Source organism: Vogesella margarita, assembly GCF_028548475.1.
Classification (GTDB): Bacteria; Pseudomonadota; Gammaproteobacteria; order Burkholderiales; family Chromobacteriaceae; genus Vogesella; species Vogesella margarita.
In genome coordinates this window covers 459,047-484,539 of the sequence record NZ_JAQQLE010000002.1, presented here as the reverse complement: position 1 = coordinate 484,539, position 25,493 = coordinate 459,047, and the positions used below count along the sequence as shown (strand labels likewise).

Below are 25,493 nucleotides of genomic sequence, written 5' to 3'. Positions count from 1 at the left end.
GACACCGATTCGGCTAACGTTCATGGTGGACTCCTTCCTTCTGTCTGACTGGTGGTGAACCCTTCCAGTCTGGCACCTGGATGCCGTTGCGGGAGGGAGGAGTCCATCTCATTGGGCTACACGTCTTGTCGGGTTACGCTGCGCTAACCCGACCTACCCGACCCCCCCCCCCCCACAACAACCAAAACCGCACCGACTCGCCCCGTCCCGTTGGCGCAAGCCGTGCAAATTGTCGCCGGCCCGGAAACAAGCCGCCCTCTTTTGAGCGCAGCGGATGGGCGGCGCCGGGATGGCGGCGGTTTGCACGGGAATTCTTGCGCCTTCGGGAGAGCGGGGATTGAAAAGGGGCGGCGGCAGCCCCTTCTCCCGCCGCCGCGCGGCAAGCGGCAGATAAAGAATATCCGCGCAGCGGATACCCTAGACAAAACAAGGTTGGCCGCAAACCCGTTACGGCTTGCGGCCAACCTTGGTTATTTCATCGCGGTAAACGTTGGGCTTCGCAGGCTCAGTCCAACCTACCGTGCTGCGAATTATTTAAAATGACGGCCATTACACACCCCTATTTACATTAATATTAACAACATCAATTAACTTAGCTGCCTGATTTATTATCTCATTCGGCTCAAATGATTTTGCATCAAATACAGCCTCCAAGTAAAACCTACCATTCATTCTTTTTGTCAAGTGTACAATTCTATTTTTGATATTTGATTTAGTTAATACAAAATCATGGTCCTTTGAAAAAATAGCCCACCCAATAGATTTTTTGTTTTCACGTTCTTTGTAGAAAATATAATTTTCCACATCATCTACTTTTACATAGCGACTCAAGATTTCCGCAATCGCAGCACGTCCGACTTGCATTCTAACAACATCATCTTTGTTGCTGCCATCACCACACACAAAGTCTCGGGTAGAGCGATCAATCTCAGTATAAAAAGATATCATTGCCTCCCCCTGAAAAGGGAAATTGCAATTTTTTAAATTTATTGATATTGGAAAATCACCATTCAGTTTAAGAACAACATTTTCACCATGATTATGGTCACACGCTCCGACAGCAAAAAACCCTAGCACACAAAGTAAAATCTTAAGTACTTTCATTAATTTTCCCTAAGTGCTTCAGCACTGTAGCCAATCAGCGGATTCAATAAATAATCCATCACCAGCCTTTTACCAGTCTTGATCTCCGCACTCAGCACCATGCCCGCCGTCAGGTCATCCCCTCTACCAGTAACCAGCCCGACAGGTTGGGCTGAGCCGGCGAAGCCCAACGTTTACCGCGCCCAACTCGCCAAAAGGTGGTCTTGGCTAGCATATATGCCAGCCAAAAAACACAATCATCATACCAGTCAAAAATGACAAAAGGGCAAGCCTCCACGGCTTGCCCTTTCCCAATCACCCTGCAGCCAACCTTGGCCGCATCCCGCTAAGCAGCCATCAAGACCCCGCCACCTCGCTCATCCCGCTATGCCGCAGCAACGCATCGATCTGCGGATCGCGACCGCGGAAGGCGCGGAAGGATTCCAGCGCCGGGCGCGAACCGCCCACCGCCAGGATCTCGTCCCAGAACTGGCGGCCGACTTCCGGATTGGCGCCGCCGGCTTCCTCGAACGCGGCGTAGGCGTCGGCGGACAGCACTTCCGCCCACTTGTAGCTGTAGTAGCCGGCCGCGTAGCCGCCGCCGAAGATGTGGCTGAAGCTGTTGGGGAAGCGGTTGTAGGCCGGCGGACGGTTGACGGCGACTTCGTCGCGCACCGTTTCCAAGAGCGCCAGCCAGTCGACGGACTCGGGCTTGGCGTCGGTGTACAGCAGCATGTCGAACAGCGAGAACTCCAGCTGGCGCACGGTCTGCATGCCGGACTGGAAGTTCTTCGCCGCCAGCATCTTGTCGTACAGCACGCGCGGCAGCGGCTCTCCGCTTTCGCTGTGCGCGGTCATGCCCTGCAGCACGTCCCACTCCCAGCAGAAGTTTTCCATGAACTGGCTCGGCAACTCGACCGCATCCCACTCCACGCCGCTGATGCCGGACACGCCCAGTTCGTCGACGCGGGTGAGCAGGTGGTGCAGGCCGTGGCCGAATTCGTGGAACAGGGTGGTGACTTCGTCGTGGCTGAAATAGGCCGGCTTGTCAGCCAGCGGACGGGTGAAATTGCACACCAGGTAGGCGACCGGGGTCTGCACCTGGCCGTTTTTCAGGCGGCGACCGCGCACGTCGTCCATCCACGCGCCGGGACGCTTGCCGTCGCGGGCGTACAGGTCGAGGTAGAAGCCGCCCAAGAGCGCGCCGTCCTTGAAGATCTGGTAGTAGCGCACGTCCTCGTGCCAGGTTTCGGCGTCCTTCTGCTCGACGCTGATGCCGTACAGCTTGTGCACCACGCTGAACAGGCCGGCCAGCACCTTGGGCTCGGGGAAGTACTGCTTCACCTCGTGCTCGGAGAAGGCGTAGCGCGCGACGCGCAGTTTCTCGGCGGCGTAGGTGATGTCCCACGCCTGCAATGTGTCCAGCCCCAGCTCGTCGCGGGCGAAGGCTTCCAGCTCGGCACGGTCCTGCTCGGCGTAGGGTTTGGCGCGGCGGGCGAGGTCGCGCAGGAAGTCGATCACCTGCTGCGGGCTTTCCGCCATCTTGGTGTACAGCGACAGCTCGGCGTAGTTGGCAAAGCCCAAGAGCTGCGCCTCTTCCGCCGCCAGCTTGAGCTTTTCGCGGATCAGCGGGCCGTTGTCCTGCTCGGCGGGGCCGAATTCGGACGCGCGCTTGGCGTTGGCTTCGTACAGTTTTTCACGCAAGGCGCGGTTGTCGGCGTACTGCAGCACCGGGAACAGGAGCGGGAACTGCAGCCCCAGCTTGTACTTGCCGCTCTGGCCATCGGCCTCGGCCAGCGCCGCGTACATGGCGAGGGTGTCTTCCGGGATGCCGGCCAGCTCGGCCACGTCGTCGATGTACAGCGCGAAGCTGTCGGTGGCGTCCATCACGTGCTGCGAGAACTGGTTGGACAGCTCGGCGAGGCGGCTGGACAGCTCGGCGAAGCGCTGCTTGTCGGCCTCCGGCAGCTCGGCGCCGGACAGGCGGAAGTCGCGCAGGTCGTTGTCGATGATCTTCTTGCGCGCGGCGGAGGCATTGGCGAACGCAGGGTTGGCCGCCACTGCCTTGAAGCGCGCGTACAGATCGAGGTTCTGCCCCAGTTCGGTGAAGAAGGCGGAGATGCGCGGGATTTCGGCGTTGTACGCGTCGCGCAGGCCTTCGGTATTGCCCATCACGCCGTTGAGGTGACCGACCACGCCCCAGGCGCGCGAGATCTGCTCGGTGGCGTCGGACAGCGGTTCGGCCACACTGTCCCAGTCGTCGCCGCCGGCGGCGATGACCTTGTCGATGGCGGCGCGGGCATTGGCCAGCAGCACGTCCAGCGCCGGGGTGATGTGTTCTGGCTTGATCGCGGCAAAACGCGGCAGATCGCTAAAGTCCAGTAGCGGATTGGTGGTCATGTTTGGCATCCTGTAGGCAGTGCGCTGTGCCGTTGCCAGCGCGAATCTTTCTAGAGATAGGGACAAATCAGTGAATCGCAATATCCGCCCTTACGACGGCCATCAGCCGCAGATCGATGACTCCTGCTATATCGACCCCGCCGCGGTGGTGATCGGCGAGGTGGAGCTTGCGGCCAACGTGTCGGTGTGGCCGTGCGCGGTGGTGCGCGGCGACGTGAACCGCATCAGCATCGGCGAAGGCAGCAATGTGCAGGATTTTGCCATGCTGCACGTCAGCCATCGCAAGGAATCCGATCCGCAGGGCGCGCCGCTGGTGATCGGCAAGCACGTCACCATCGGCCACCACGTGACGCTGCACGGCTGCACCATCGGCAACGAGGTGCTGGTCGGCATCGGCAGCATCATCCTCGATCGCGCGGTGATCGAGGACCGCGTGCTGATTGGCGCCGGCAGCCTGGTGCCGCCGAACAAGCGGCTGGCAAGCGGCTACCTGTACCTGGGCAACCCGGTGAAGCAGGTGCGGCCGCTGACCGAAGACGAGCTGGCCTACTTCCGCTATTCCGCCGAGCACTACGTGCGGGTGATGGACAAGCACAAAGCCAGTCTGTGACCAAAATGGTGTCGCGGCCGGCAGTAAATGCCGCGCCGCACGCATTATTCACTACCAATGCATAAAACATTTGTAATACTGCAAGCATAAACAGTCGCTACCGAGTACGCCAACACCAGCGGAGCCACACGTGATGCAGCAGGTTTTCCCCCGAAGCGGACAATCGTTACAAGTGTGGTTGACGGTACTGATCTCGGTACTGGTGCTGGCCACGGCGGCCGCGCTCGGCTTCTTCTACTACCGCGCGATGCAGAGCCAGCTGACACTGGCACAGCACAACCTGTTCCGCGCCACCAGCACCCTGATCACCAGCAATATCGAGCAGAGCGGCGCCGGTGCCGCCGCCACCACCAACCTGCTGGCCCACTCCGCGCTGGCGGAAACCTACAGTATGGAAGAGCGGGTGCTGTACACCGGCCAGCTGGTGGCGGTGCTGCGCGGCAACCCGGCGCTGCAGGCGGTGTACATGGCCTACCCCAACGGCGACTTCTTCCTGCTGCGGCGGCTGGACGACGCCGCGCGCCAGGCGCTGCCGGATGCCGGCCCCACCGCGCGCTGGGCCAGGCAACTGGTGCGGCAGCAGCCGGACGGCGTCGCCGAGCAGCGCTTCAGCTTTCTCGACGACGCGCTGAACAGCGTGCAGCCGGAACTGGTGCTGCGCCGGGTGTACGATCCGCGACAGCGGCCGTGGTACCGGCAGGCGGTGGCCAATCGCGGTGCCGCCGCCACCGAACCCTACCGCTTCAGCACCACCGGTCTGGTCGGCCTCACCTACGCGCACCAGAACGGCGACGCCAGCGCGGTGGCCGGCGCCGACCTGCGCCTGCTGACGCTGGGCAGCATCCTGCGCCACAAGCTGCCCAGCCCCTCGGCGCAGATGGCCATCGTCAACACCGCGCACGACATCCTGGTCAGCACCCATACCGACGAACGCGACCCGCGCCCGGTCAAGCTCGGCGAGAGCGCGCCGTCGGCACTGGCGACGCTGGGCCGACAATGGCATCCCGGCAAGCCGGCACCGGCACAGGTCGAGTGGCAGGGCCAGCAGTGGCTCGTGGCGGTGTCGGCGCTGCCCGGCGGCAGCCGCCAGCAGCTGGTGATGGTGATGCCGGAACACGAGCTGTTCGCCGCCGGCCGTGCGGTGGCCGAGCGCGCGGCGTGGATTCCGCTATTGATCCTGCTGCTGATGCTGCCCCTGGGCTGGCTGCTGTCGCGCCTCTTGAGCCAGCCGCTGCAGCAGCTGGTGGCCGCCTCCGGCCGCATCCAGTCGCTGGATTTTTCCGACAGCAGCCTGCCGCCCAGCCCGGTGCGCGAGCTGAACGAGCTGATGGCGGCATCGGAGGCGATGAAGGTCACCATCCGCGACTTCATCGGCCTCAGCCGCGACATGGTCGCCGAGAACGCGCTGGAGCAGCTGCTGGGCACCGTGCTGCAATCGACCATGCACGCGCTGCCGGCCGAGCGCGGCGGGCTGTGGCTGATGGACGGCGCTCAGCTGGCGCCGTCCATCAGCCGCGACGAGCACGGCCAGGCGCTGCTGCTGGGCAATCTGCCGCTGGACGACGCGCTGCTGCTGGACACGCTGGCCGCCAGCGCACCGCAGCAGATTGCGGCCAACCCTGCGCTGATTCCGGTGGAGATGCGCAGCCTGCTGGGCGAGGACACCCGGCAGCTGATCCTGCTGCCGCTGCGGCTGGAGTCGCAGGAGCTGCTGGGCCTGCTGGTGCTGGCCAGCAGCGAGAGCATCGCCCACACCCAGAGCGGCCACCGCATCAATTACCTGCAGGCGCTGGTCGGCTTTGCCGCCATCGCCATCGACAACCGCCGCCTGGCCTCGGCGCTGCAGCAGCTGATGAACGCGCTGGTGGAGCTGCTCGCCGGCGCCATCGACGCCAAGTCGCCGTATACCGGCGGCCACTGCCAGCGGGTGCCGGAGCTGGCGCAGGCGCTGGCCGAGGTCGCGCACCAGAGCCGGCAGGGGCCGTTTGCCGGCTTCCAGCTCAGCGCCGCCGACCGCGAGGCGCTGTACATCGCAAGCTGGCTGCACGACTGCGGCAAGGTTACCACCCCGGAGTACGTGGTGGACAAGGCCACCAAGCTGGAAACGCTGTACGACCGCATCCACGAGATCCGCATGCGCTTCGAGCTGCTCAAGCGCGACGCCGATGTCGCCTACTGGCAGGGCCTTGCCGCCGGCGAGGACGCCGCGCTGCTGAAAGAGCGCTGCCAGCGGGAGAAGGCGCAGCTGGACGACGACTTCGCCTTCGTCGCGCGCTGCAACCTGGGCGGCGAATTCATGGACGATGCCGATCTGGCACGGCTGCAGCAGATCGCCGAGCGCCGCTGGACGCGCACGCTGGACGACCGCCTGGGGCTGGGGCCGATGGAGCAGGCGCGGCTGGCCGGCATCCCCGCGCCGTCGCTGCCGGTGGAAGAAAAGCTGCTGGCCGACAAGCCGGAACACCGCATCCCGCGCGGCGGCGCCGACACGCTGCCGGCCGACAACCGCTGGGGCTTCAGGGTCAAGGTGCCGGAGCTGCTGTACAACAAGGGCGAGCTGAGCAACCTGTCCATCCGCCGCGGCACGCTGACCGAGGAGGAGCGCTACAAGATCAACGCCCACATCACCGAAACCATCAAGATGCTGAGCGCACTGCCCTTCCCCACCCACCTCGCCCACGTGCCGGAGATCGCCGGCGGCCACCACGAGCGCATCGACGGCAAGGGCTATCCGCGCGGTCTGAAGGGCGAGGACATGAGCGTGCTGGCACGGGTGATGGCCATCGCCGACGTGTTCGAGGCGCTGACCGCCGCCGACCGCCCGTACAAGCCGGCCAAGCCGCTGTCGGAGGCGCTGCAGATCATGCGCAGGATGGCGGAGGACGGCCACCTCGACCCCGCGCTGTACCAGCTGTTCCTCGACAGCGGCGTCTGGCGGCACTACGCCGAGCGCCACCTCGCCGCCGCCCAGGCCGACGTCGCCGACAGCTACGCCTACCGGCCACGGCAAAGCCTGCACCAGCACTGAACCGTCATCGCCCTGTCACCGGCATCCGCCAGACTGCGCCTGCGGCCACGCCGCAGGCGCCGCGCCGGCGAAGTTAACAGTCATCTCCCGGTAATGTCGCCGCCCTACACTGTCGGCATCTTGAAGGGATGATTGAAAATGACACTGGTAAAACGCCTGTGGCTCACCGTAGCCTTTACCCTGGCTTGCCTGATCGTGGTGATGCTGCTCAGCAGCCAGCAGCTGTTCTCGCTGCGCCACCAGTTCGCCGACTATCGCGAGCGGCAGCAGCTGTCCACCCACCTGCAGACGCTGAAGGCCGAGGTGCTGTCGCTCTCGCGCGCCGACCCGCTGCTGGAAGACACCGCACCGCGGCTGGCGCGGGTGCAGCAGAACGTGGCTCGGCTGATCCCGGCGATCAGCCAGGCGCTGCCGCCGGCCAGCGGCCCGGCGTTCGCCGCCAAGGCGCAGGGCTACTGGCAGGAGTTTGCCAAGAACCTGCGCTCGGCGCTGACCATCGCCGAGACCGCACCGGAAGACGCGCTGTCTATTCCGGAGCGCGCCTACAGCCTCAGCATCGTGCCGCTGGTCAACCTGATCGACAGCACGCTGGATAACGAGCAGCGCCAGCTGGCCGGCGCCGAAAGCGCGATGGCGCAGGCGATGCTGCAACTGGTGCTGCTGGTGCTGGGCCCGCTGGGCGTCGCCAGCGTGGCGGTGGTGCTGTCGCAGGTGCTGCTGGCGCAGCGGCTGAAGAAGCAGATCGCCGCGATGCAGCACGCCGCCGACCTGCTCGGCGAAGGCCAGCTCGGCACCCGGCTGCCGGTCAGCGGCCGCGACGAGCTGTCGCAGGCCGCCGGCCACATCAACCGCTTCCTCGACAAGCTCAGCGAGCTGCTGGGCACCGTGCGCAGCAATGCCGCCGGCAGCGAGCGCGAGGCGCAGGACATTCTCGACCTCACCCACCACGTGATCGGCACCACCCGCCAGCAGGCGGAAACCGCCGAGCACAGCAACCACGCCGCCAACGCGGTGGCCAGCTCGGCCGAGGAAATCGCCAGCCACATCCGCCGCGCATTGCAGGACGCCAATACCGCCACCGAACGCACCGCCCACGCCCGCGAGCTGGCCGGCGACACCGCCGGCACGTTGCAGGCGCTGGCCTGCCGCATCCAGGGCGCGGTGGGCGAGACCGAGCAGCTGAAGCACGCCATCGCCGACATCGCGCAGATCAGCAACATGATCCGCGACGTGGCGGAGCAGACCAACCTGCTGGCGCTGAACGCGGCGATCGAGGCCGCCCGTGCCGGCGAACATGGCCGCGGCTTTGCCGTGGTCGCCGACGAGGTGCGCAAGCTGTCGGAGCGCACGTCCAGCGCCACCGCCGGCATCTTCGACACCCTACTGCGCATCGAGGGCGCCACCAAGGCGCTGGCCGCCACCATGGACGCCGCGCACGAGGCCAGCCACGGCAGCGTGGTGGCGCAGACCTCGCTGGGCGAGGCGCTGCTGAGCATGGACAGCGCGCTGGTCACCATCAACCAGGTGCTGCGCGAGGTGGCGGAGGCCAGCCACCAGCAGAGCCAGGCCGGCGGCCACATCCGCAGTCGCGGCAGCGAGGTGTCGGCACTGGCCAGCGACATCTTCGGCAAGATGGAATCGCTGGCGCCGGCGATGGGACGCTGGCGCGAGGTGTCGGCGCAGATGAACCGCGACCTGGCCTGGTTCCGCATCGACAGCCAGACAGGCGCCGCGGTGCCGTTCTCGGCCAACAAGCCGCGCTTCACGTCGCGCAAGAGCGACGCGGCCTGAACCGGCATCGCCCGCAAACAAAAACGGCGCTCATCTGCATGAGCGCCGTTTTTGCATCGCGGGCCGGCCTTGCGGCCAACCCTGGCGGGTGACTTACAGCACCGCTAGTGCCGCGTCGTAGTCCGGCTCGCTGCCGATCTCGGCCACCAGCTCGCTGTGCAGCACGTTGTCGTTCTCGTCCAGCACCACCACCGCACGCGCGGTGAGGCCGGCCAGTGGGCCGGAAGCCAGCTTCACGCCGTAGGCTTCGGCAAACGCCGGATTGCGGAAGGTGGACAGGTTGGCAACGCCCTCGATGCCTTCGGCGCCGCAGAAGCGCTTCTGCGCGAACGGCAGGTCGGCGGAGATGCACAGTACCGCCACGCCGTCTCGGCTGGCGGCCTTCTCGTTGAACTTGCGCACCGAGGTGGCGCAGGTCGGGGTGTCGATGGACGGGAAGATATTGAGGATCTTCTTCTTGCCGGCGAAGGCGGCGAGGCCGACATCGGCCAGATCGCCATTGGTCAGGCTGAACGCCGGAGCCTTGTCGCCTTTGACCGGCAGGGTGCCGGCCACGTCTACAGCATTGCCACGCAGGGTAACGGTTGCCATCGGGTGCTTCCTTTTCGAAAGAAGGGTGGGTGATCAGCAAAGTGTGGGGCATGTGCCGCAGAATTCAACCCTGCTGGCAACAAGGTTGGCCGCATGCCGGTTTTACGCGTCAACCGTCCTGCTCGTGCTCCGGCAGCGACAGTCCCAGCTCGTCCAGCACCTCGCGCGCGGCGCGGAACGCCTCCACCGCCGCCGGTGCACCGGCATACACCGCGCTGTGCAGCAGGGTCTCGCGGATTTCCACCAGGCTGGCGCCGTTGTTGATGGCGCCGCGCACGTGGCCTTTCAGCTCGTTGCTGCGCCCCAGCGCCGCCAGCATCGCGCAGGTCAGGAGGCTGCGCGTTTTCAGCTCCAGCCCGTCGCGCTGCCAGGTGCTGCCCCAGGCGTGCTCGTTGAGCCAGTCCTGCAACGGGCGGTTGAAGCCATCAAGCTGGCTCATCGCGCGGCTGGCGAAGGCCTCGCCCATCACCTGCGTGCGCCGGGCGAGGCCGGCCTGTTTGTCCTGTTCGCTCATGGTGCTCTCCTTCGCTTGTGGTGTTCAGCCGTGGCTGCGTGTCGCCAGTGTGACGCCGGCCAGGATCAGCGTGATGCCGGCCAGGTGGTACAGCTGCAGCGCCTCGCCGAGGAACAGCATGGACAGCAGCGCACCGAACATCGGCATCAGGTGGATGAACATGCCGGCCCGCGCCGCGCCGACGCGCGTGACACCGAGATTGTAGAAATAGTAGGCGGCCACCGACGGCAGGGTGCCGACGTAGGCGAAGGTGGCCAGCGTGGCGACGTTCAGCGCCGTGTGGCGGCCGCCGGCCAGCTCCCAGACGAACAGCGGCGCGATGCCGACAAGGCCGATCGACACCTGCAGCGTCAAGAGGCCGATGCGGTCCAGCGCTGGCGGCATGCCGCGCAGCAGCAGCGTGTACAGCGCCCACGCCACCATCGCCAGGAACACCACCGCGTCGCCGCGGTTGATGTCGAGTGCGGCCAACCTTTGCCAGTCGCCGTGCGCCACCACCAGCAGCACGCCGGCAAAGGAGATCGCCACCGCCAGCGCCTGGCGGCGGGCGATGGCCACGCCGAAGAACAGCGCGCCGAACAGCACGATCAGGATGGGGATGAAGGAGTTGAGCAACACGCCGTTGGTGGCGGCGGTGTACTGCAGCCCCCAGTACACCAGCGAATTGAAGCCGGTGACGCCCAGCAGGCCCAGCAGCAGCAGCCGGCGCCAGTGCGGCAGCCACAACGCGCGCTGGCGCCACGCCGGCGCGGCGCCAAACGGCAGCAGCAGGCACAGCGCGATGCTCCAGCGCGCAAAGGAGAGCGTCATCGGCGCCACGCTGGCGTGCATCGCGCGCGCCAGCACGAAGTTGCCGGACCAGAACAGCGCGGTCAGCGTCAGCAGCAGATAGGCCAGCCGCGGCGAGAGGGATGGTTTCGTCATAGCCTGCCACCATGCCATGAGCCACGGACGGCTGGCAAGGTGACGCATCGCAACAAATTGTTCACGAAAAAAAACCGGGACAGATGTCCCGGCCAGGTCCCCTTCCCCAGGAGTCTTTCAGTCAGCCATCACCGGCTGCAATTCGGTATCGAGTTCTGCGCGTGGCGACAGCAGGCTGCCCAGCACCATGCCCAGCAGGCTCATCAGCAGGCCGGCCAGCTGCGGCGGCCAGAAGGCGTCGTCGGTGTAGCTGATTTCCAGCGCGATCCAGCTGCTGGCACCCAACAGCATGGACAGCAGGGCACCGCTGGTCGAGGCACGCTTCCAGAACAGGCCGGCCAGCAGCGGCACCACCGCCGCCACCAGCGTCACCTTGTAGGCGTTGCCCACCATTTCGTAGATGCTGGCATCCGACAGCAGCGCAAAGGCGGTGGTGGACACCGCGGCCACCACGATGGACAGCCGCATCGCCCTGATGAACTGGCGGTCGCTCATCTTGGGTACGAAGTGCTTGAGGATGTTCTCGACGAAGGTCACCGACGGTGCCATCAGCGTGCCGGAGGCGGTGGACATGATGGCCGACAGCAGCGCGCCGAAGAACATGATCTGCGCGAACAGCGGCGTCTTGTCCAGGATCAGGCGCGGCAGCACCATCTGCGGATCGATGCCCAGCTGGGTCGCCACCATTTTCGCGTCGATGAGGGAGGCGGCGCTGATCAGGAAGATCGGCAGCATGCAGAAGGTCAGGTACATGCAGGCCCCCAGGATGGAGCCCTGCATCGCCACTTTTTCGTTTTTGGCCGACATCACGCGCTGGTACACGTCCTGCTGCGGGATTGAGCCCAGCATCATGGTCAGCGCGGCGCCGATGAAGGCGACGACGCCCTTGGGGCTGGTATCGTTGATGAAGGACAGCTTGTTCTCGCTGGCGGCCTTGGCCACCACCACGTCGAAGCCGCCGGCCATGCCGGACACCAGATACACCAGGTAGATCAGGCCGCCGACGATCACCGACATCTGCAGGAAATCGGTAAACGCCACCGACAGCATGCCGCCGCACAGGGTGTAGAACAGCACGATCACCGCGCCCAGCAGCGTGCCCTGGGTGGTGGTGATAGCGCCGTCGGACAGCACGTTGAACACCACACCCAGCGCCGTCATCTGCGCCGCGATCCAGCCCAGATAGGACAGGATGATCACCACACTGATGATGGCCTCCACCGCCGGACCATAACGCTTGCGGAAGAAGTCGCCGATGGTCAGCAGGTTCATGCGGTACAGGCGCTTGGCCAGCAACACCCCGACGATCATCAGGCAGCCGAAGGAGCCGAACGGATCCTCGACGATGCCGGCGAAGCCCTCCTGCAGAAAGGTGGAAGGAATGCCCAGCACCGCCTCGGAGCCGAACCAGGTGGCGAACACCATGGCGGTCACCACCGGCAGCGGCATGCTGCCCCCGGCAGAAGCGAAGTCTCTGGCATTGTGAACACGCGTTGATGCGTACAGGCCGATACCGACGGTAACAGCCAAATAAAGTATGACGAACCCGACGAGCATTACTTCCGTCTCCTTAATCCTTGGTAGTGTGGTCAGAATGATGATCCGGCGACCCCGCACCCTGCAGAGCCAGACCGCACCTCACCCATGTAGTTGTGGGGGCATTATAGCCAGCACGCCTCAAGGTGAGCATTTTTTTAAACACGCAAGACCGATAAAAAACAAGGCCCCGCCACCGTCACCGGTGCGGGGCCTGTCGTCACCTGCCGTCGCGCCACGAGAAAAATCCTGCCGTCTCAATAGCTTACATAAAGAATAAACCCGGACAAAACAACATGCCGCAACGCAGCATCGCGCGCCCGGGCTGTGGCCTATTTTGCCTCAGCCATGCGTTTCGCTGTCGTTGATTATGTTAAACAATGACAAGGTCAAATCGCGAGCCTGCTTAATGTCGCCTGCGTCGCCGCCACGCTGAAACGCTGTGTCCGGCTATCGAGCAGCACCTCGCCGCAGGCCAGCTGCGGATCGTGGGTGAAGAACAGGCGGCCGCCGGCTGCGGCCAGGCTTTGCAGCAGCGCACGCTTCTCGTCGATCAAGAGCTCGGGAAAGCGGTCGTAGCCCATGGTGATCGGCACGTGCACCCACGCCGCGCCGGGAATCAGGTCGGCGGCAAACAGCAGCGGCCCGCCCGGCATCGGGATTTCCGCCAGCAGCATGCCGGGGGTGTGGCCGTTGGAGATGTGGAAGCGCCAGTCCGGCGGCAGGCAGGCCGGCGTCGCCTCGTCGACCAGCACCAGCCGGTCACTGGCCTCCAGCAGCGCGATCAGCTCCGGCACGAAGGAGGCCCGGTCGCGCGGATGCGGATTCAACGCCCGCTGCCACGCCTCGCGCCCGACCACGAACTGCGCGTTGGGGAACAGCAGCCGCGCCGGGCCGCCGTCCCACGCCGCCAGCAGGCCGCCGGCGTGGTCGAAGTGCAGGTGCGACAGCACCACCACATCGATGTCGGCATCGCCCAGCCCCTGCGCCGCCAGCGCGTCCAGCAGCACATGCTCCGCCTCCACCACGCCGTAGCGCTCGCGCAGCTTGGGCTCGAAAAAGGCACCGATGCCGGTCTCCAGCAGGATGCGGCGGCCGTCGTCCTCCTCCACCAGCAGACAGCGGCAGGCCAGCGGCACGCGGTTGGCCGCATCCGGCGCCAGCCAGCCGGCCCACACCGCGCGCGGCGCATTGCCGAACATCGCGCCGCCGTCGAGTTGTTGTGAATTGCCGAGCAGGGAAGTCAGTGTGCGCATCGCGGCAGGCTCCTGGAGGATGAGGTCGGTGGCAAAACCGCATTATCGAGCAAGTGCTTGGTTTTGTCATGCCGGCAAGCATTCGCCGCCGCCGGCAACGATGGCATAGAATCGGCGTTCCACCACTCGCCTCCCATCGCCACCATGCGCAAAATCGTGATCGCCCCGGATTCATTCAAGGAAAGCCTGTCGGCACGCGAAGTCGCCACCCTCATCGCCCGCGGCCTCGCATCGCAGCTGCCGCACACCGAGCTGCTGCGGCTGCCGGTCGCCGACGGCGGCGAGGGCACGCTGGACGCGCTGCTCGACGCCAGCGGTGGCCAGCGCATCCGCCAGCGCGTCACCGGCCCGCAGAACACGCCGCTGTTCGCCAACTGGGGCATGCTCGGCGACGGCCACAGCGCCGTCATCGAGATGGCCAGTGCCAGCGGCCTGGAGCACGTGCCGCGCGACGAGCGCAATCCGCTCACCAGCACCAGCTACGGCACCGGCGAGCTGATCCGCGGCGCGCTGGACCACGGCGCGCGCCACATCATCCTGGCGCTGGGCGGCTCCGCCACCAACGACGGCGGCGCCGGCATGCTCGCCGCGCTCGGCGTGCGCTGGCTGGATGCCGGCGGCCAACCCTTGCCGCCCGGCGGCGCCGCGCTGGCGCAGCTGGCGCACATCGACAGCAGTGCGCTGGACCCGCGGCTGGCCGAGTGCCGCTTCGACATCGCCTGCGACGTCGACAATCCGCTGACCGGCGTCCACGGCGCCTCCACCGTCTTCGGCCCGCAAAAAGGCGCCGACACCGCAATGGTGGCGCTACTGGACGAGGCGCTGGCGCACTACGGCCGCCAGCTGGAGCAGCACTGCGGCCAGGTCATCGCCACGGTACCCGGCGCCGGTGCCGCCGGCGGCATGGGCGCGGCGGCGCTGGCCTTCCTGCCCTGCCAGCTGCGCCGCGGCATCGACATCGTGCTCGACAGCGTCGGGTTGGACGCGGCACTGGAAGGGGCTGATCTGGTGATTACCGGCGAAGGCCGCCTCGACGGCCAGAGCATCTTCGGCAAGACCCCGATCGGCGTCGCACGCCGCGCCAAGCAGCATGGCCTGCCGGTGATCGCCATCGGCGGCAGCCTGGGCGACGGCGTCGAGGCGGTACACCAGCACGGTATCGACGCGGTATTCGCCTGCGTCGACCGCATCACCACACTGGAACAGGCACTGGAACACGCTGCGGCCAACCTTGAGCGCTGCGCGCGCAACGTCGGCGCGCTGCTGGCGCTTGGCAGCAAGTCATGAACACACACCATAGCGGCGGCAAGAGTCGTTCTGGCGCTACGGGTAGCTGGCAGGCACCGCGCAGTTACCTGCCTCTATTTTTCCCTCGGCGAAAAGCACGCTCCTAAAAGATTTTATACAAAACTTGTTTTGTGCTACCTTTCAGGAACTCGCCTGGAGCGGCTGAGTAAATACCGCATTGAAAAGAGGGCGTGACAGTCATGTCACGCCCACTTTTTCGTCTACTGCCCGGAAGATATCGGCACATGCACAATCTGCAGCGCACCCGCAAAAGCCTGATCCGCCTAATTCACTGGCGCATCTGGCGAGGCCGCATGCTGGTCTGGCTGGCGGCAGCCCTTGCCGCACTGATGATCGTGATGTTCGCCCACATGGTCGATCTCGCCATCGACGGCTTCAACCACCTGCGCCAGCTGGCACCGTGGTCACCACTGCTACTGACCAGTGGCGGCGGCATGCTGATCGCCTGGCTGACACAGCGCTACTTCAAGGGGGCGCAGGGCAGCGGCATTCCACAGGTCATCGCCGCACTGCACATACCGGATGATGCGCCGGGCAAACGTTCTCTGGTGTCATGGCGCATCGCCGCCGGCAAAATCCTGCTCGGTTCCGCAGCACTGGGCTGCGGCTTTTCCAGCGGACGCGAAGGACCGTCGGTTCAGGTTGGCGCCAGCCTGATGTACGCAGTGCGCCATGTGCTGCCGCGCCGTTTCCCGGTGCAGCCGCAGCACCTGATCCTGGCCGGCGGTGCCGCCGGCATCGCCGCCGCCTTCAACACCCCGCTGGCCGGTATCGTGTTTGCCATCGAAGAGCTGGGACGCAAGTTCGAAGAGCGCACCAACGGCGTACTGCTGACCGCCATCATTCTGGCCGGGGTGATCTCGATCTCGCTACAGGGCAACTACACCTATTTCGGCCGCCTCGCCGTCACCGTGGTCGACAGCCGCCTGGCCTTGCCCATCCTGCTCAGCGGCATCATCGCCGGCTTGTGCGGCGGCATCTTCTCGCGCCTGATGCTGCTCGGTGCCAAGCCATGGCCGGGCAAACTGGGCTGGCTGAAAAGCCGGCACCCGGTCCTGTTTGCCGGCCTGTGTGGCCTGCTGGTCGCCGTGCTGGGCCTGCTCTCCGCCGGAGCCGCCCACGGCAGTGGCTACCTGCCGACACAGCAAGCGCTCAGCGGCAGTGCCCCGCTGCCGTTTCTGTATGCCTTTGAAAAAATGGCGGCCACCCTGTTCTCCTACTTCGCCGGCATTCCGGGCGGCATCTTTGCCCCCAGCCTGGCGGTAGGCGCCGGCCTCGGACAGGATCTGGCCAGCCTGAATCTGGTCGATATCAATGCCGCCGCCTGGATCGCGCTGTGCATGGCGGCCTTTCTGGCGGCCGTCACCCAGGCGCCGATCACCTCGTTCGTGATCGTGATGGAAATGATCGACGGCCACGCCATGGTGATCAGCCTGATCGCCGCCGCCTTCCTCGCCAGTCTGGTGTCGCGTGCCATCAGCCCGCCGCTCTACCACTCGCTGGCACAAGGATTTATTACCCGCGACCAGACAACCGCCACACCCGCCAGGCACTGAGCCCGCCGCGGAACAGCAGGCTAGCCCCCCAAAACAAAACAGCCCGCCAATGGCGGGCTGTTTTGCGTGATACAGACTGGTCAACGCTTACTTGATCAGCTTTTCCACCTTGTCGGCACGGTCGCCCGGAGCCGGGTGACTGGCCAGCACGCTGCCTTCGTTGCCGAACAGCGCAGCCAGCTTGCGCAGTGCCGCCGGCGCGCCCTGCAGGTTGTAATTGTGGCGCTTCAGGAAATCCACCGCGTAGGCGTCGGCGTCGCTTTCCTGCGACTGCGAGAACTGCGCGTGCACGATCTGCTCGGCGAAATCGCCCAGTTCCGACTCCGACAGCGAGGCGGCGAGGTTGTTGCCGCTACCGGCCGCCGCCTTGCGCGCCGCGGACGCGGCGTAGGCCACCTGCATCGCCTTCTTGCTGTGCCCCAGCTTCACGTGGCCGATCTCGTGGCCGATCACGTAACGCACTTCGTCGTCGGTCATCTTGTCCAGCAGGCCGCTGTACACGCGCACGGTGCCGTCAGCCATCGCGAAGGCGTTCACTTCCTTGCTCTGGTACACCTTGAAATTCAGCTGCAGGCCATCTTCACTGCCCAGCCCTTTCACGATCTTGTTCAGGCGCGTGCCGTAGGCGCTGCCGGCGGCGGCGACCTTGTTCTGCTTGTCCATCGACTTGCTGGCCTCGGCGGCCATCGCCTTCACCTCGCCATCGCTGAGGGTGGCGGACTTCACCAGGTCAGAACCGGCGCTGAGCACGGAGTTGAGGTTGAACGCCTGCGCCGGAGCGGCCAGGCACGCCGCGAGGGCGGCAAAGAGAGCGAGCTGTTTCATGGATGGAATCATGCTTAGGGTTGGCAAGGCGTGCTATTCTATTTGCATAATCAGTTAGTGTCTATGGCATTAAAGCTATCCCCATGCTGCCTGTCATGAAAAGCGGCGTGACGAACTGCACAAGGCTGGTCGCAAAAAACCCCGGTCACCAGTACCGGGGTGCTCAGCATCAGCTTTCCGTCTCCAGCCGTCTCCTCGTCTGCAGGATCGCCGGCGCCCACTGCTCGCCGGGGCGTTTCTTGCGCGTAGCCAGCGTCAGTCCGGACGGCGCGAAGATGTTGATGTTGTGGGTGTTGGGCGTGGTGATCAGGTACTGCGCCTCGGTGGCTTTCAGGAAGCCGGCGACGCGGTCGATGTTGAAGATGTCCAGGTGCGCGAACGGCTCGTCGATGAACACGAAACCGGACGGGTTAGCCTCGTCCATCATCAGCCCGATCAGCAGGATCAGCGATTTCATCACCTGCTGGCCGCCGGAGGCCTCACCGTCGTTCATGCCCATCATGCCCTTCTGGTCGAAGTTGAACTTCAGCGTGAGACCGGCCTGCGCCAGCGCGGTGTCGTCGTTGGCCAGCAGCGGCAGCTCGACCTCGACACCGATGCCGGCCAGCTCGCCCAGGCGCTTGATGTTGCTGCCGTAGGCGCGCACCGTGGCGCGCAGCTTGCCAAGATAGGCCTCGCGCGCGTCGCTGGTGAGGCCAGCGGCGCGCTCCACCTCCGCCTGGCGGCGCTGGCATTCGCGCGCCAGCGTGTTCAGGTCTTCCTGCAACTTGTCCTTCAGCTGCAGCACCGCGTCGTCGCACTCCCAGTCGCCGGCGGCCAGTTTTTCTTCCAGATAGTGGATCTCGTGGCGCACGTCGGCGGCGGTTTCGAATTCCTCGGTCAGCTGCGCGACGTAGGCGGCATCCTGCGCCGCGGCCGGCAGCCGGCTCTGGCTGTCGCGCAACTCGGCCAGCAGGCGGCGCAGGGTGCGGCGTGCCTGTTCCGCTTCCAGCCGGCGAGCGGCCTGCCGGTTCAGGCTGTCCTGTTCGCGCTGGCAGACGCGGTCGTGCGCCAGCCGCGCGTCGCTGTGCCGGCTTTCGGCGTCACGGCAGGCGGTGTCGGCGTCGGCCAGCGCGGCGCCGTGTTCGGCGACGCTGGCCTGCAGCGTGACCAGCTGCGCCTCCAGCGCGGCGAATTCGTCGGCGCGGCTGGCCAGCTGGGCGATGGAATCCATGCCCGACAGGTAGTCGGCCAGCGCGGCGATGTCGCGGCTGGTGGCCACCAGTTGCTCTTCACCGGCGATGATGCGCTGGTTCAGCGCCGTCAGCGTGGCACGCAGGTCCAGCAGCCGCGACTGGCGCGCCGCCTCGCCGAAGGCGAAGTCGCGCTGCGGCACGCCGATGTGGCGTGCGCCGCGACGTTCGCGGAAATAGCCTTCCGGCGTGATCCAGTCGCCGTCTTCCTTGCTGCCGGCGGCCACGTCGGCGACGCGGCTGACGCGGTTCATCTGCTGGTACAGCCACTCCGGCGCCGGCTCGGCAAAACGCACCACCTCCAAGAGGCTGCCGCTGCGCGCCCGCGGCGCGCTGGCGGTATCCGGCACCACGAAGTGGCGGTAGCGCAGTTTCTCGCCCAGCTGCCAGGCCGCGCGGCGGTCGGCCGGGTCGGCCAGCAGCACCACGTGGCGGTAGGGCTTGAGCAGCGCCTCGACCGCGCCCTGCCACGCGGCATCGGTCACCTCGACGATGTCGCACAGCATGCTGTGCGCGATGCCGGCCTCGTCCAGCGCGGCGCGGAAGTGGCGCACGTCGTCCGGCGCGCGCGGCTTGCCGCTTTCCAGCGCCGCCAGTTCGGCGCTGTGCTCGTCGCGCTCGCGTTTGGCGGCGCGCAGGCTGTCGCGCAGGGTGTCGGCATCATGGCGCAGTGCGGCCAACCTTTGCGTCAGCGTGGCGGCGTCGTCACCGTATTGCTGGCCGGCCAGCGCCTGCAGCCGGTCGCGTTCCTTGAGCTGGCTTTGCACGTCGCGCAGCGCGTCACGGGCGTGCATGAAGGCCTGCTGCGCGTGGTGGCGCTCGCTGTCGGCCTGGGCGCGGGCGGCCTGCGCCTCGCTCTCGGCACGGCGCAGCGTGGCCATCAGCTGCAGCGTGGCACGGTGGTCGGCGCTGACGTTCAGGTAATCGTGCTGCACGCGGCGGTAGTCGCCCCATTGTCGGGCGATGGCGCTGCGGCCGTCGATCAGCCCCAGCACCGGCAAGGCCTCGTCGCGCAGGCGGGTGACGCGCTTGTGCAACCCGGTCCATTCCAGATAGCGGTTGGCGCGCGTCTTCATCGCCTCGACGCGCACTTCCAGCGCTTCCTGCTGCTGCGACAGCGCGTTCAGCTCGGCCTCGGCGGCACGCTGTTCGTCACGCGCGTGCTGGTAGTTGTCGAGCACGTCCTTGTCGCCGAACACCTGGAACACCAGATCCAGCAGCTGCTTGGGCGTGTATTCGGTGAGCTTGTCGGTGTCGCCCTGCTCCAGCGCCAGCACTTCGCCGACGGCGGCGGTGAGGCCGGCCGCTTCCAGGCGGCGACGGTATTCCTGCACCCCCAGCCACGCCAGCGCCGGATCGGCCACCGCGCTGTCCAGCGCCACGTCGCCCTCGGCAATGGCGTAGTGGCGCACCCAGTCGCCGCCCTGTTTCTTGATGCGGCACAGCAGGGTGACTTCCTCGCTCAGCAGCGGGAAGAACGGCGTCGGGTACAGCCCGCCGTTGAGGCGGCGCGGATTGGCGACCACGCCCTTGAGAAAGGCGAACGGCTCGCGGTTGTTGCGCACGTAGCGCTTGTAGTCGCGCTTGCCGGAGCACTTGATCGCCAGCAAGGTGCGCAGCGCGTCCAGCAGCGTGGTCTTGCCGGAGCCGTTGGGGCCGATGATGGTGACGATCTGCGCGTCCAGCGGCACGGTCAGCCGCTGCCAGAAGTCCCAATGCACCATTTCTACCGATTTCATCTGGAACATCAGGCGTTCTCCACTTGGCTGTTGCCGGTTTCTGCGGCCAACGTTGTCGTTTCGCTGGCCTGCTGCAGCAAGGCCTGGCGGCGGCCGAGCACGTCGGCCAGCGCGCCTTCGATGATGCGCGGCGCCAGTTGGCTGTAGTCGATCATCAGGTCCAGCATCGGGCCTTCTTCCAGCCACTTGTTGCGGCGGTTGAGGAAGCCGAGGTTGACCAGGCGGCCCAGGTTGGCCGCAAAGCGGGTGCGGCCGCCCAGCTGCTTGCCAAAGTCGGCGTACAGCGCGTCCTCGGAGATGCCGACCGACACCGTGCCGCCGGTTTCCAGCGGTTTCTGCGCGCCGAACATGTCGTGCTGGCCCTCGCGGCCGGCCTCGACGCGGCTGATCTGGCGTTCGCGCTTGGGCAGGATGATCAGCGCCCATACGATCACCAGCAGCGCCACGCCGTCGCGCGGCAGACCCAGGTTGTTATTCAGCCACGCTTCACCCGAGCCGAACACCGGCTCGGTCATCGCCGGTAGCAGCGCCACCGCGATGTGTTCGGCGTAGGGGTTTTCCACCAGGCGCAGGCCGACCGCGGCCAACCTTTGGTCCAGCTCGGCGCGGAAGGCGTCGTCCAGCAGCGCGCGGCGCGCCAGCGCGTCGCTGCGCGGGATCACGCGGTGCGCCAGCAGGCGCGACACCAGTACGGTGAGGGAGTGTTCCATCATGATGTTGAGTCTCGGGATGTCGGGATCACGGTCAGCTGCGCGTCGGACAGGCTGGCCACCTCCGGGTGGTCCAGCGCCAGCACGGCATCACCGCCCTTGAGCGCCAGCGGCAGCTTGGCCAGCGCGGCAATCACGCCGCGGTCGCTGCGGCTTTCCGGATCGCCCAACAGCGACAGCAGCGACAGGCGGTAGGCGGTTTCGTTATAGCTGTCGGCCAGCACCGCGTCGGCAATCGGCACGCCGCCCGCCGGCACCAGCTGCAATGCCGCTAGCGTGTCGTACAGCGCCTCGGCCTCCAGCAGACGCTCGGCCTCGACCGCGTCGGCGGTTTCGGCGCTGGCCGCCGCCGGCAGCGCATGATCGTGCTCGCGCGCGCGCTCGCGGCCGAGCAGCTCGTACTCGGCGACATCGGCCAGCTCTGGCGTGGTCAGAAACGCCGGCTCGACGTTGGCCGCGATCACGCCGTCGGCCAGCCCCGCCAGCCGGGCCAAGCCCTGATGGCGCAGCCAGTCGGCGATGTCGGTGGAGGTCAGCCCGGAGCTGCCCAGATGCACGCGCTGCGCCGCCAGCTGCGCCAGCCGGCGCTCGAAGGTGCCGGCCAGCGCCAGCATGCGGCTCTGCGCCAGCGCGATCGCCTGCGCCTGACCCAGCGTGGTCAGGCTCAGCCGCTCGTCGCAGGTCAGGCCGCGCACCACGTCGGTGGATTTCGCCACCCAGCGCCACACCGACTCCAGCCGGTGCTGCGCGGCGCGGATGCGGAATTCGGACTGCGACTCCAGCGCGTCGGCAAACTCGGCGTGCAGCTCGTTCAGGCGCGCCAGCAGATGCTGCAGCGCCTCGTCCGACACCTGCCCCACCGCCTGCCCCGCCGCCACCTGGCTGGCGAGATAGCCGAGCTCGACGTCGTCGCCGGCAAAATCGATCAGCGTCGCCAGCGCCGACAGCGCCACGCGCGCGGTGTCGGACAGCGCGTAGTGGCCGCCGTCGCTGTCGTAGACCAGCAACTCGCCCTCGCGCAGGCGGCCGAGAATGGTATTCAGCTTGGTGTCGTTGAGATAGGCGAAGCGCTGCGCGATGTCCTGCGGCGTCCAGTACGGCGCCTCGGCGCGGCTGCCCAGCTCGCGCAGCACCAGGAGCCGCATCAGCACCTCCTCGTCACCCCCGCGAAACAGGGTGACGAACACCGCCAGGTACGGCCACGCCGCCGACAACCGGTTCAGCGCCGGCAGCGCGTCCGGGCTCAGCCCGGGGCGGAAAAAATCGGAAAGGGAATCCAAGACAAGCATCCAGCGGCGTTAAACAGCCGTGGATTGTCGGAGCGGACAGGCCGTGTCGTCAATGGCGGCAGGGTGCGCGAAGCAGGTAGGCCGTTCAGTTTGGCGCGGCATAAGCCGACACGGCTTGCGGCCAACCTTTACCATCCAATTTCGGTAAATGTTGGGCTTTGCAAACTCTGCGCCAGCCTACAAGCCCGACTTACCATGTTTAATTTGCTTAGCAATTTCTCGTGATATCTCCGCCATTTGCCTCAGAAATGGATCCGCTTTGTAACGGTCTTGACGAGACATGGCAGCATCAATATCAAGCAATTTCACCGCCAGTGTACAAGTGGCATTTCGGAACCGCTCGCCATCCTGAAATCGTTGTTTATTCTTGCGTAGAACGTCATTCAACTTTTGTTGGGCATCAACATCCCGCTCGCCGTACTTTTGGCGCAGCAGTATTTCAAAATCTTCGGCATCTTCAATTTGCTTCAGAAACTCAGTTACCCCACCACTCTCGGACATGCGATCAATCAATCGCTGCCAATTTTCGTCACATGCTGTTTTGTCACGTACTGTCACAAGACACCTCTGTAAATTGGGTACTACTGGATGACGTCATCCAGCCAACCAGACTTAGGAGCCTGAACAATGAACACCAACACCAAGCCGCATACCCCACCCTCACAACCTCAGCCACAGAAAAATTGGCCAAGCAAAAAACAGGACGTTCCGTCGGGCACAGGGCGTGATAACAACCCTCCAAAAACCAAATAAGGACCGTCACATGAGCTCGCAAAAAGACTTGGACAACCGCGCCAATCAACTCAATCCGGAACACGACGCCTACCATCAAAGCCGCGGTGAAGAGGGGCGGCCAGAAGATTGGAAAGACCGCCTTGCAGAAAATGACGATAAATAAATAGTCCCGTTGGAGGATGGCGCCACCGCCATCCTTTTTCCTTATGAGCGGCACTGCACCAGCGATCGCCTAAAAGTACTGACAAACTCATCTGCCTGCGGCTCGGCTGGAAGTTGTCGCTTGGTGTTATTAAAAGCACAAACACACCGCTCGACTTGTTGATCATAAAAATAGGTATTGCTATGCCCAGCAGCAAGCACACAGGTTTCCAGTGCCTTGTAATCTTGCATACTGATTTTCTGATTCCACTCTCCACCACCAAAGCCAATGGCAGCACCAACGGCGATACTCGCCACAACCGTCGCACCACCATAGCCTATCTTGAACGGTCTTGATTTGAACGCCTTGTCATCTAACTGATGCTTGCAGTACCCACATTTGATTTTGAAATTCGAATCAAGATTATTGTCTTTTCCACACTCAGGACACTCAACCAGCACAGTTGACACCTTTATCGTTATTTTGCCATGCGCATAATAACAAACCCCGGCATGACTTATCAGCCATGCCGGGGTTTTTCTGCTGCGGCCAACCCTGGCCGCAAACACCTTACTCTGCGCTATCCGCGCCCGCGTCAGCATCCGCAGCCGGCGCTTCATCCGCCAGCGTCTGGATCACCGCCACCGGTGCGGCACCGGCCGCGGCAGCGCGGGCCAGCTTGGCGGCGCGTTCGGCTTCTTCCGCTTCCAGGCGTGCCTTCTTCTCGGCGGCGCGCAGCACGTCGAGGTATTCCTTGATCGCGAATACCAGCTCGCGGGTGCCTTCGCCGGTCAGGCCGGAGATCACGAAGTGGCGCGGCGCGTTCATGTCGAAACCGAAGCGGTCGTCGGCCTGTGCCTTCGGCCAGCCGTAGGCTTCGAGGAAGGCAGAGATAGTCAGCTCGCGCTCTTCTTCCGGCAACATGTCGACCTTGTTCAGCACCAGCCAGCGCGGCTTGTTGTACAGCGCTTCGTCGTACTTGCGCAGCTCTTCGACGATGGCGCGCGCCTCGCGTACCGGATCGACGTCCGGATCGAACGGCGCGATGTCGACCAGGTGCAGCAGAATGCCGGTTCGCGACAGGTGCTTGAGGAAGCGGTGGCCGAGGCCGGCGCCTTCCGCCGCGCCTTCGATCAGGCCGGGGATGTCGGCGATGACGAAGCTGGAGGTGTCATCCATGCGCACCACGCCCAGGTTCGGGTGCAGGGTGGTGAACGGATAGTCGGCCACTTTCGGCTTGGCGGCGGACACCGCGCGGATGAAGGTGGACTTGCCGGCGTTGGGCATGCCCAAGAGGCCGACGTCGGCCAGTACCTTCAGCTCCAGGCGCAGATTGTAGATCTCGCCTTCTTCGCCGCGGGTGAACTGGCGCGGCGCGCGGTTGAGCGAGCTCTTGAAGTGGATGTTGCCCAGGCCGCCCTTGCCGCCCTTGGCCAGCACCAGTTCCTGGCCGTGGAAGGTCAGGTCGGCGATCTGCTGGCCGGTGTGCTCGTCGAAGATCTGGGTGCCGACCGGCAGGCGCAGGCGGATGTCGTCGCCGCCCTTGCCGTAGCAGTCGGCGCCGCGGCCGTTCTCGCCGTTGACGGCGAGGTACTTCTTCACGAAGCGGTATTCGACCAGGGTGTTGATGTTTTCATCCGCCACCGCGATCACGTCGCCGCCACGGCCGCCGTCGCCGCCGTCCGGGCCGCCGCGCGGTACGAATTTTTCACGGCGGAAGCTGCAGCAACCGTTGCCGCCCTTGCCGGAGCGCACTTCAATGCGGGCTTCGTCGATAAATTTCATGAAACTCTCCTAAATGCTTGCGAGGAGTCAGGCGCAAACGTCCGCCGTCCGCCCAAGGTTGGCCGCAGCCCCTTGCGCCTCACACCTCGTGTGGCCAATGCGATATCAAACAAACAAAAAAGCCCTATCGTGCGATAGGGCTTTTTCCGGTGGCTACAGAATTACTCTGCGTCAACACCAGTGTACGGAACAACGCTAACGGTCTTGCGCTGGGCAGCGCCTTTAACCGCGAAGTTCACGTAGCCGTCAACCTTGGCGAACAGGGTGTGATCCTTGCCCATGCCAACGTTTTCACCAGCGTGGAAACGGGTGCCACGCTGACGGATGATGATGGAACCAGCCGGGATCAGCTCGCCGCCGTAGGCTTTGGTGCCCAGACGTTTGGCTTCGGAATCACGACCGTTGCGGGAACTACCGCCTGCTTTTTTGTGTGCCATGT

General features: G+C 65.0%; 21 protein-coding genes. 6 read left to right on the top strand and 15 right to left on the bottom strand.

Going from position 1 to position 25,493, the window contains the following annotated elements; genetic code table 11:
* Positions 1-549: 549 nt before the first annotated feature.
* Positions 550-1,104, bottom strand: a complete 555-nt coding sequence (locus tag PQU96_RS04810) for a hypothetical protein (RefSeq protein ID WP_272771104.1) — start codon at positions 1,102-1,104, stop codon at positions 550-552.
* A 336-nt stretch (positions 1,105-1,440) separates the two neighbouring features.
* Positions 1,441-3,483 carry a M3 family metallopeptidase gene (locus PQU96_RS04805; protein WP_272771103.1) on the bottom strand — a complete coding sequence of 681 codons (2,043 nt, stop codon included), beginning with the start codon at positions 3,481-3,483 and terminating at the stop codon, positions 1,441-1,443.
* 70 nt (positions 3,484-3,553) lie between these two features.
* Here PQU96_RS04805 and PQU96_RS04800 point away from each other — a divergent pair, with 70 nt between their 5' ends.
* The 3 genes from PQU96_RS04800 to PQU96_RS04790 all read left to right on the top strand — a co-directional run bounded on the left by PQU96_RS04800 (position 3,554) and on the right by PQU96_RS04790 (position 8,912).
* Positions 3,554-4,093, top strand: coding sequence for a gamma carbonic anhydrase family protein (locus tag PQU96_RS04800; RefSeq protein WP_272771102.1), 540 nt, complete (start codon positions 3,554-3,556; stop codon positions 4,091-4,093).
* Between the two features lie 178 nt (positions 4,094-4,271).
* The gene (locus PQU96_RS04795; RefSeq protein ID WP_272771101.1) at positions 4,272-7,121 is read left to right on the top strand and encodes an HD domain-containing phosphohydrolase; all 2,850 of its coding nucleotides are present in this window, start codon (positions 4,272-4,274) and stop codon (positions 7,119-7,121) included.
* 138 nt (positions 7,122-7,259) lie between these two features.
* Positions 7,260-8,912: a methyl-accepting chemotaxis protein gene (locus PQU96_RS04790; protein ID WP_272771100.1), complete on the top strand. Its 1,653-nt coding sequence runs from the start codon at positions 7,260-7,262 to the stop codon at positions 8,910-8,912.
* A 93-nt stretch (positions 8,913-9,005) separates the two neighbouring features.
* On the opposite strand, the gene tpx is transcribed toward PQU96_RS04790, so the two are convergent.
* The 5 genes from tpx to PQU96_RS04765 all read right to left on the bottom strand — a co-directional run bounded on the left by tpx (position 9,006) and on the right by PQU96_RS04765 (position 13,733).
* The gene (gene tpx, locus PQU96_RS04785) at positions 9,006-9,503 is read right to left on the bottom strand and encodes a thiol peroxidase (protein ID WP_272771099.1); all 498 of its coding nucleotides are present in this window, start codon (positions 9,501-9,503) and stop codon (positions 9,006-9,008) included.
* Positions 9,504-9,612: 109 nt separating this feature from the next.
* Entirely contained in the window at positions 9,613-10,017 is a 405-nt protein-coding gene (locus PQU96_RS04780; protein WP_272771098.1) for a carboxymuconolactone decarboxylase family protein, read from the bottom strand.
* Between the two features lie 24 nt (positions 10,018-10,041).
* Positions 10,042-10,941: a DMT family transporter gene (locus PQU96_RS04775; protein ID WP_272771097.1), complete on the bottom strand. Its 900-nt coding sequence runs from the start codon at positions 10,939-10,941 to the stop codon at positions 10,042-10,044.
* A 117-nt stretch (positions 10,942-11,058) separates the two neighbouring features.
* Positions 11,059-12,498, bottom strand: a complete 1,440-nt coding sequence (locus tag PQU96_RS04770) for a high affinity choline transporter 1 (RefSeq protein WP_272771096.1) — start codon at positions 12,496-12,498, stop codon at positions 11,059-11,061.
* A gap of 368 nt (positions 12,499-12,866) precedes the next feature.
* Positions 12,867-13,733, bottom strand: a complete 867-nt coding sequence (locus tag PQU96_RS04765; protein WP_272771095.1) for an MBL fold metallo-hydrolase — start codon at positions 13,731-13,733, stop codon at positions 12,867-12,869.
* A gap of 144 nt (positions 13,734-13,877) precedes the next feature.
* Between PQU96_RS04765 and PQU96_RS04760 the strand changes: the two genes are divergently transcribed.
* Both PQU96_RS04760 and PQU96_RS04755 read left to right on the top strand, forming a co-directional pair.
* Positions 13,878-15,020 carry a glycerate kinase gene (locus PQU96_RS04760; RefSeq protein WP_272771094.1) on the top strand — a complete coding sequence of 381 codons (1,143 nt, stop codon included), beginning with the start codon at positions 13,878-13,880 and terminating at the stop codon, positions 15,018-15,020.
* A gap of 245 nt (positions 15,021-15,265) precedes the next feature.
* Entirely contained in the window at positions 15,266-16,597 is a 1,332-nt protein-coding gene (locus tag PQU96_RS04755) for a chloride channel protein (protein WP_272771093.1), read from the top strand.
* A gap of 87 nt (positions 16,598-16,684) precedes the next feature.
* On the opposite strand, the gene PQU96_RS04750 is transcribed toward PQU96_RS04755, so the two are convergent.
* From PQU96_RS04750 to PQU96_RS04730, 5 genes are all read right to left on the bottom strand, one after another.
* Positions 16,685-17,422, bottom strand: coding sequence for a M48 family metallopeptidase (locus PQU96_RS04750; protein ID WP_272771092.1), 738 nt, complete (start codon positions 17,420-17,422; stop codon positions 16,685-16,687).
* A gap of 169 nt (positions 17,423-17,591) precedes the next feature.
* On the bottom strand, positions 17,592-20,402 hold the full coding sequence (locus PQU96_RS04745) for an AAA family ATPase (protein ID WP_272771091.1): 2,811 nt from the start codon (positions 20,400-20,402) through the stop codon (positions 17,592-17,594).
* A complete protein-coding gene (locus PQU96_RS04740) occupies positions 20,402-21,106 on the bottom strand; it encodes a hypothetical protein (protein WP_272771090.1) in 705 nt (234 codons plus the stop codon). The genes PQU96_RS04745 and PQU96_RS04740 overlap by 1 nt, the downstream gene beginning before the upstream one ends.
* A complete protein-coding gene (locus tag PQU96_RS04735) occupies positions 21,103-22,392 on the bottom strand; it encodes a hypothetical protein (protein WP_373316266.1) in 1,290 nt (429 codons plus the stop codon). Before PQU96_RS04735 ends, PQU96_RS04740 begins: the two co-directional genes overlap by 4 nt.
* 177 nt (positions 22,393-22,569) lie before the next feature.
* Positions 22,570-22,950 (bottom strand): hypothetical protein, encoded by a 381-nt coding sequence (locus PQU96_RS04730; protein WP_272771088.1) that lies wholly within the window; start codon positions 22,948-22,950, stop codon positions 22,570-22,572.
* 205 nt (positions 22,951-23,155) lie between these two features.
* On the opposite strand from PQU96_RS04730, the gene PQU96_RS04725 reads away from it, so the two are divergent.
* Positions 23,156-23,290 (top strand): hypothetical protein, encoded by a 135-nt coding sequence (locus tag PQU96_RS04725; protein ID WP_272771087.1) that lies wholly within the window; start codon positions 23,156-23,158, stop codon positions 23,288-23,290.
* 41 nt (positions 23,291-23,331) lie between these two features.
* On the opposite strand, the gene PQU96_RS04720 is transcribed toward PQU96_RS04725, so the two are convergent.
* The 3 genes from PQU96_RS04720 to rpmA form a co-directional block, all read right to left on the bottom strand.
* Positions 23,332-23,889: a hypothetical protein gene (locus tag PQU96_RS04720; RefSeq protein WP_272771086.1), complete on the bottom strand. Its 558-nt coding sequence runs from the start codon at positions 23,887-23,889 to the stop codon at positions 23,332-23,334.
* Complete coding sequence (gene obgE / locus PQU96_RS04715; RefSeq protein WP_272771085.1) at positions 23,840-25,054, bottom strand: GTPase ObgE; 1,215 nt, start codon at positions 25,052-25,054, stop codon at positions 23,840-23,842. The genes PQU96_RS04720 and obgE overlap by 50 nt, the downstream gene beginning before the upstream one ends.
* 161 nt (positions 25,055-25,215) lie before the next feature.
* Complete coding sequence (gene rpmA / locus PQU96_RS04710) at positions 25,216-25,491, bottom strand: 50S ribosomal protein L27 (RefSeq protein ID WP_047966597.1); 276 nt, start codon at positions 25,489-25,491, stop codon at positions 25,216-25,218.
* Positions 25,492-25,493: the final 2 nt, after the last annotated feature.